Here is a 1,459-nt window from a genome sequence, read left to right on the forward strand (position 1 = left end):
TATCAAATTGTAAATTAGCTCAAAAGTTTATATTGATTGCCTTTAGGGTTTTTTTGATTAAAAATGCAACGTCTTTTTTCTAGCCTGCTCTACTTAGGTAAGAATAAAAAGTTATTAATTTGAAAAAAATCATTTCATAAAGTTATATGGAATAGCATAATGCAAATAAATATTCTCAAAAACAAGAACTTTCAAAACTCATAGGAAAGTTATTACAACAAGCAGGTTTAATCACAGGAAACCAAGTATAATAAATTTTGCAATATCAACGTAGTAACTATCACCTAAGATTTGGATAAATTGCTGTAATGTGGAGAATAACTAATCAATAAACTGTAGATTTATTCGTATACATATTTGCTCAACTAATTACGGATAATCATAAAAAAACAGTTGGTGAGTATCTGAAATTAGCAAAATTATTGAATGAGAAACAAATATATTCTATCTTGGTAGAACAGAGTCAAACAAATTTACGTTTTGGAGAGGTCGCAGTACAAAAAGGATGGGTGAGGCAAGAAACAATTGATTTTGTATTGCGGTACATTAAAGATGAATTTATTCCTGCTGTATAAAGCTAAACAGTTTTTTGATTCAGTGAAGTACATAACTTCTGCTTTTTGCTTTTATCTCTGTTTTGTCACTTTCGGAGAGGGCGATATTTACATCTGTTACAGGTTGGACATATTTTATATTTTCTATTAGGAAATAAAGTAGCGATAGAACTCCGTTCCGCTGACATGATCGCTCTCTAGAGAATAGGTCTGAAACTTAGAAATTACAAGTCTTTTCCAAGAAGGATATGTCATATTTGACTATATTTTTATGAACTATCTGTACTCTACTCTCAATAAACATCTGGCTAAAAAAAATAGACTTTTTGTAGAAGTAGGCAATAGCTCATCTGCTCCAGAAGGCAAAGGGAAAGAAACTTTATGAGATAAAAACACAAAAAATGAGGCATTGCTGAGGGATGGGATGAATATAAGTAGGTGGACATCCGGCCGGCCCGAAAATATAAGAAATGGGCAAGATACCTATTCCACAAAACTATTAAAATCATCCTGCATTTATGCAACGCCAAAATGCTATCCACATATAACTTCCGGAGATATCTAATAAACACTTTTGTTCTGCTCAATGTCCTCCAACTACTACATTTTTAATCATCAAGTGGGGACTGCCAATACTTACAGGCAAAGGTGCTTGACCTGCTTTACCACAACTACCACTATTGTAAGTAGAATCATTACCGATCGCTTCAATATCTTTGAGAGTTTGAAATACATTCCCTGTCAAAGTAATATTACTGACAGCTTCAGCAATTTTTCCATTACGAATCATATAACCTTCTGCCGCAGCAAATGTAAACATTTCTCCATTAGTTTGGCCACCTAGACTTCCTATGGCATAAACCCCTCGATCGATATCTTTAATCATTTCCTCAACAGGGCGATCG

Annotated in this window: 2 protein-coding genes; one reads left to right on the forward strand and one right to left on the reverse strand. The window is 33.5% G+C overall.

The features are described 5' to 3' along the window. The first annotated feature begins 422 nt into the window (after positions 1-422). Positions 423-575, forward strand: coding sequence for a hypothetical protein (locus tag F6K13_RS32940; protein ID WP_161564734.1), 153 nt, complete (start codon positions 423-425; stop codon positions 573-575). A gap of 562 nt (positions 576-1,137) precedes the next feature. Here F6K13_RS32940 and F6K13_RS32945 read toward each other — a convergent pair. Then, the coding region (locus F6K13_RS32945) for a metallopeptidase TldD-related protein (RefSeq protein ID WP_287289899.1) at positions 1,138-1,459 on the reverse strand (322 nt) is incomplete at its 5' end.

The sequence above is a fragment of the Okeania sp. SIO2B9 genome (assembly GCF_010672505.1).
GTDB lineage: Bacteria > Cyanobacteriota > Cyanobacteriia > Cyanobacteriales > Microcoleaceae > Okeania > Okeania hirsuta.